Here is a 244-nt window from a genome sequence, read left to right on the forward strand (position 1 = left end):
AAATTACGACAACTATCAAACATACTAGACATATCAGTTACATTTTTTGTATCAAAGTTTAAAGGCTGATTGAAATTAGAACAATATCTAAACATCTTACTCATATTAGTTACTTTGCTTGTATCAAGTTCTAAAGGTTGATTGAAATTACGACAACTATCAAACATATAACTCATATTTACTACATTTTTTGTATCAAAGTTTAAAGGCTGATTGAAATTACGACAACTATCAAACATACTAG

1 protein-coding gene is annotated in these 244 nt (G+C 26.6%); it reads right to left on the reverse strand.

The features are described 5' to 3' along the window. A partial coding sequence (locus NY022_RS09660) for a BspA family leucine-rich repeat surface protein (RefSeq protein WP_267525672.1) occupies nucleotides 1–244 on the reverse strand: 244 nt, incomplete at both ends.

This window comes from Campylobacter sp. MG1, assembly GCF_026616895.1.
GTDB lineage: Bacteria > Campylobacterota > Campylobacteria > Campylobacterales > Campylobacteraceae > Campylobacter_E.